General features: G+C 42.6%; 6 protein-coding genes and 1 tRNA gene. 1 reads left to right on the top strand and 6 read right to left on the bottom strand.

The window, feature by feature from the left end; translation table 11 throughout:
- Position 1: 1 nt before the first annotated feature.
- A complete protein-coding gene (locus tag QNK26_RS07115; protein WP_319221834.1) occupies positions 2–313 on the bottom strand; it encodes a cupin domain-containing protein in 312 nt (103 codons plus the stop codon).
- Between the two features lie 146 nt (positions 314–459).
- Between QNK26_RS07115 and QNK26_RS07110 the strand changes: the two genes are divergently transcribed.
- The gene (locus tag QNK26_RS07110) at positions 460–1,413 is read left to right on the top strand and encodes a D-2-hydroxyacid dehydrogenase (RefSeq protein WP_319221833.1); all 954 of its coding nucleotides are present in this window, start codon (positions 460–462) and stop codon (positions 1,411–1,413) included.
- Positions 1,414–1,488: 75 nt separating this feature from the next.
- Here the strand turns inward: QNK26_RS07110 and QNK26_RS07105 are convergent, their stop codons facing one another.
- The 5 genes from QNK26_RS07105 to QNK26_RS07085 all read right to left on the bottom strand — a co-directional run bounded on the left by QNK26_RS07105 (position 1,489) and on the right by QNK26_RS07085 (position 4,727).
- Entirely contained in the window at positions 1,489–2,388 is a 900-nt protein-coding gene (locus QNK26_RS07105) for an FAD:protein FMN transferase (RefSeq protein ID WP_319221832.1), read from the bottom strand.
- Positions 2,389–2,416: 28 nt separating this feature from the next.
- A complete protein-coding gene (locus tag QNK26_RS07100) occupies positions 2,417–3,685 on the bottom strand; it encodes a DUF3570 domain-containing protein (protein ID WP_319221830.1) in 1,269 nt (422 codons plus the stop codon).
- A complete protein-coding gene (locus QNK26_RS07095) occupies positions 3,676–3,888 on the bottom strand; it encodes a DUF4266 domain-containing protein (protein WP_319221828.1) in 213 nt (70 codons plus the stop codon). Before QNK26_RS07095 ends, QNK26_RS07100 begins: the two co-directional genes overlap by 10 nt.
- Positions 3,889–3,929: 41 nt before the next feature.
- Positions 3,930–4,445: a TlpA disulfide reductase family protein gene (locus tag QNK26_RS07090; RefSeq protein ID WP_319221826.1), complete on the bottom strand. Its 516-nt coding sequence runs from the start codon at positions 4,443–4,445 to the stop codon at positions 3,930–3,932.
- A 191-nt stretch (positions 4,446–4,636) separates the two neighbouring features.
- A tRNA-Ser gene (locus QNK26_RS07085) sits at positions 4,637–4,727 on the bottom strand.
- Positions 4,728–4,753: the final 26 nt, after the last annotated feature.

The following is a 4,753-nucleotide window of genomic DNA, read 5'->3' as shown; positions in this document are numbered from 1 at the left end:
TTCAATAATGTACTGCTAACCAAACGGTTTCAACATTGGGGTCTGTCCACGCCACTTTATGTTTTTGATGCGCAGGGATATTAAGGTAGTCACCCGCTTTCAAGGTCACTGGCGGTTTATCATCAAAACCGATAATAGCACTACCAGAAATAACAATAACCCACTCACTTTGCTCTTGGTCGTACCAACAAAAATCTGGTGATGTATGTCCTTTGGAAATAATGCGTTCTATTTTAACCTTGTCACTGCTAACCAGATCTTCAAATACTTCACTGCTGAGATCTACGGGTATCGAATCAAAAATGTTATGCATTGCTTATACCTCCTCGTTACACAGACCTTTCACCATCTTAATTACGATTAACCTTATCCTTATGAACTAAAAAGATATATCATTTTGATAACAACTAAGGTTAAATTAATCACAAATATCAGCTTTAAGGCCAAGGACTCACCTTCATGGAAACTATTGTCTTTCTCGACCGCGCTACAATCCCTGAACACATCATTATCCCTCAACCGAGTATTGATTGTCAGTGGCAAGAATATGCGACGACAACGCGTGAGCAAGTAATAGAGCGATTACAACATGCAAGCATTGTCATTACCAATAAAGTCATTTTAGATGCGCAGGTATTAAGTCACTGCCCACAATTAAAAATGATCGCTATCGCGGCAACGGGCACCAACAATGTCGATTTAGACTATTGCCGTCAAAACAGCATTATCGTTAGTAATATTCAAGGTTACGCCACTAACTCTGTGCCAGAGCATGTATTAGCGATGATGTTGGCATTAAAGCGTAATCTCGTTGGTTATCATCAAGATATTCAAGCGGGGGTTTGGCAGCAGCAAAAACAATTCTGTTTCTTTAGCCATCCCATTACAGATATAGCAGGGTCAACGTTAGGGATTATAGGTAAAGGCGGGTTAGGCAATGCCGTTGCAGTATTGGCTAAAGCGTTAGGCATGAAAGTCATTTTTGCAGAGCGTAAAGGCGCTGAAACATGCCGTACAGGTTACAGCCCGTTTGCAGACGTTTTAGCCCAAGCTGATGTACTGACCCTACATTGCCCACTTGCAGAGCAGACTCGTGATCTCATCGGTAGTGAAGAATTAAAATTGATGAAAAAAACCAGCATATTAATTAACGCAGGACGAGGTGGATTAGTTGATGAAGAGGCCTTAGTTGACGCATTACATAATCAACAGATTGCCGGAGCAGGCGTAGATGTATTTACTCAAGAGCCTGCGGATGACAACAATCCATTAATCGCTAATGCCCATTTACCGAATCTGATCTTAACACCACATGTAGCTTGGGGATCTGACGCAGCAATTCAGACTTTAGCTAATCAGTTAATTCACAATATTGAGCAGTTCGTCGCCGGTACACCACAAAATCGAGTTTAATTTTCTAGTTATAAATAGTCTAATTATAAATAGTCTCGTTATAAATAGCCTCGTTATTTTGCTCGTCATATAGAGCTACAACCAATAACGGCAATCTTGCGCTTTCAAGAAGTCTTCAGCGAACTCACCTTGTAATAGCGCTATGGTTGCCAACATCCCTGCTTGCACACAGTTTTGGGCATAAACAGTGACTTGAGGAGGACCTCCAGCAATGGGGTAACCTGTTTTAGGGTTTAAGATGTGGCTATAACGCTGACCATCAACATCAATGAAGCGCTGGCTATCGCCGCTACTCGCCAAACCACCTTGGGCTAAACTAACCATTAGTTTGCTTTCCCCTAGATGCTTGGGGTCTTCAATAGCCACTTGCCACGCATCGCCCTTACGACGTGATTTATTAGCGTAAATGTCACCACCAAAGTTAACCAAAAATGCACTATCAATATGCTGCAGTCGCATTGTATTTTGTAATAGCTGCGCCACCTTATCGACGGCGTATTCTTTACCAATACCACCGAGGTCAATTTGCATGCCGGTCGGCAACGTTAATAATGGGGCTTGCCACAGTGCTTGCTGCCAACCAATATGAGGTAACAAGGTACTAATGTCAGTATCGCTCGGCAACTGTGTTTGTTGCTTAAAATGCCACAATTTACCTAGAACCCCAGAACTGATATCAAATAAACCGTCACTGAGCTGAAAACATAAATCCGCCAAATTAATCAACTTCACCGTTTCGTCATCAAGCTGTACAGCCCTACCCTTAGCATGATTAAGGCGAGCAATAATATTGTCATCACGAAAGCGACTGTATTTTAATTCGATACGTTTTGCTTCTGCATAGGCCAGTGCAACAAGGCTATCCGCTTGCGCGGCATTCATATCATCCAACAACACCTGACAGGTGCTCGCCATGACCGCAAATTCACCGAGCCAATAATCCGCTTGTCGCGTTAAGTTATAAGCTTTACCCAAACTACATCCCTATTACATTCTGGCGATATTAAAAACGATAGAAGCTCTGCAGCATAACTGCGCTTTTGTCTGGATACAGATCAACGCCCGACATACCCGCGCCTTTGGCCAATGAATCATCACCCGATACTTGAGTCAGGTAATATTCAAGTCGCACGCTAAACTCATTGCCAGCAATCGGGAGCCCATATTTCAGACCTATGGTATAAGTTTGTAGCTCACCCAAGCGATAATCAGCGGTCATGTATTCCGGTATTGGCTGGCCGTCATCAAGATAAACCTGATAGAAGTCTGCTGCTTGTTGGTTATAATAACGAATATGTGGTTCGATAAAGTGGCTGTTCGCCAGTGGCATCCGCCATTTGGTGTCTATGGTATGCGAGGCCATGCCCCAGTCATCCCAAAAATAGCGATAGCTGACATCAAATACTTGTCCAGATGGCTGCAGATTATATTTAGTGCGCCAAAACAAACTTTGTTTGGTACGCTGATCAGGACGGTTTTCATAAACATAATCATTAGCCCAACCGTTGCTATCAACCACAGACAATATTTTAAACGGGTCGGTTTGATAACCACTGATGTCACTAATCGAATAGTTCAATTGCATTAGCGTCTGGCGGTTAATGACTTGCGTTAATCCAAACAGTAGATCCAGGGTTTGCTTGGTCTCACTGTCTTCTAAGCGATTATCTGGATCATCGACAGAGACACCTGGATTCGGTATACCACCTTCCGGCTCGATAGTATCGTAAGCATAGGAAAAACCGACCGATGCAGTGGTATTACGATTATTAAAATCGCGCGCCAGTGCACTGTTAATCGACAGCGCAAGGTAATCATATTCTTTAGACACGTTTGCGCCACCAGAATAGAGCCAAAGGCGATTGAGTTGTTGCTGGTATTGGGTGCTGAGGGCAACGCGCGTATCTTTAAAGGTATCATCAAGTGGGGTTTCACCTGCAGCTGTGGTGTAAGAACCATTACCTGAAGGTCGAGTGAAAGTTTGTGCTCTGTTTTGAGCAACAGCGCCATTGGGTGATGCACCAGTCAGCACATCAACCACACCTTTGACATTAATGCTGCGCTCGTCATCGATTTGCTTAGTAATAGACAGTGCACCTTCATAAGCTTGCACTTGGTCATCACTTTCGGCATAAATCAATAATCCGGCATCTACATTCCAGCTATCTGGTTCTGGTGTTGCAGCCATAGCAGGAGCGGCAAGTGCACATGTCGCAGCAGCCAATGTCAGCGATATATTGGCAAAGGTTTTGTTTTTGCTTTTTAGTTGCATCCACAACCTCCACCAGCAAAACTGCCGCCGCCACTTGAGCCTTCTTTACTGAAGTAAGTATGGTCATCAAAGCCCATTTCCATTGGATTTTCAGCAAGCTGCATTTCCGGTTTAGCCAGCAAGTCACGCTCCCAAGGTTTCACCCCAAGTGACGAACATGCTGTTAAACTCAATACACTGACTAATAATAAAATCCGTCTCATAAGCCACTCCAAACATTAATTGAAAGCGATAATTATTATATTTAAGGTAGTAACGATAAGATCTCTGCTTCGTATTTATCTAATTCCGATAATCTAAAGCCGATATGCTTATACACAATTTCACCTTGTTTATTAAGTATAAATGAATTCGGTAAGCCCATGATCTCGTATTGCTCAGCGACTGCACCTTGCGGATCAAACGCGATGGTTAATTTATTCGGGTAACGTTGTAAGAACTTTTTCGCTAAAACAGCTTCTTGATCCATATTAATGGCAATAACTTCAAATCCTTGTTCGCCATATTTTTCCACCATTGCGTCCATCCACGGAAATGAACGGATACATGGCGTGCACCACGATGCCCAAAAATCCACCAATACCACCTTGCCACGATAGTCAGCAAGATCAACTTGGCTATTATCAATACCGGGTAAGGTGAATGTCGGCGCTAGGCTGGTCTTGTTCTCCGCAAAAATAGTGCTAGAAAAAACTAAACTAATAACAACAGAAGTAGAAATAAGGAAACAACGTATACGGTTATAGAAAAACAGGCTCATAAGCAAAAATCTCAACAAAGATGAATAATACCAAGCATATATGCATACTGATGTTAATGCTGCTGGTATAAATATTTGGTTATGATAATGAAGTTAGCACAGGATTAGTAAAAAAAATGTCGAAATTGAGATATAAAAAAACGCTAACCAGTTACTATAAATAGTAATCAATTAGCGTTCTCTTGAATGGATGGCGGAGGAGGAGAGATTTGAACTCTCGAGGAGCTATTAACCCCTGCTGGTTTTCAAGACCAGTGCATTCGGCCACTCTGCCACCCCTCCGCAGCAGGTTCGAATAATATAGAAGC

The sequence above is a fragment of the Moritella sp. genome (genome assembly GCF_033791185.1).
Lineage (GTDB): Bacteria > Pseudomonadota > Gammaproteobacteria > Enterobacterales > Moritellaceae > Moritella.
The sequence above is the reverse complement of the archived record's forward strand: the minus strand, read 5'-3'. Positions and strand labels throughout refer to the sequence as shown.

Excerpts from the sequence above, each read along its gene's own strand:
- QNK26_RS07115 (WP_319221834.1), bottom strand. The coding sequence starts at position 313 with ATGCATAACATTTTTGATTCGATACCCGTAGATCTCAGCAGTGAAGTA.
- QNK26_RS07110 (WP_319221833.1), top strand. The coding sequence starts at position 460 with ATGGAAACTATTGTCTTTCTCGACCGCGCTACAATCCCTGAACACATC.
- QNK26_RS07100 (WP_319221830.1), bottom strand. The coding sequence starts at position 3,685 with ATGCAACTAAAAAGCAAAAACAAAACCTTTGCCAATATATCGCTGACA.
- QNK26_RS07095 (WP_319221828.1), bottom strand. The coding sequence starts at position 3,888 with ATGAGACGGATTTTATTATTAGTCAGTGTATTGAGTTTAACAGCATGT.
- QNK26_RS07090 (WP_319221826.1), bottom strand. The coding sequence starts at position 4,445 with ATGAGCCTGTTTTTCTATAACCGTATACGTTGTTTCCTTATTTCTACT.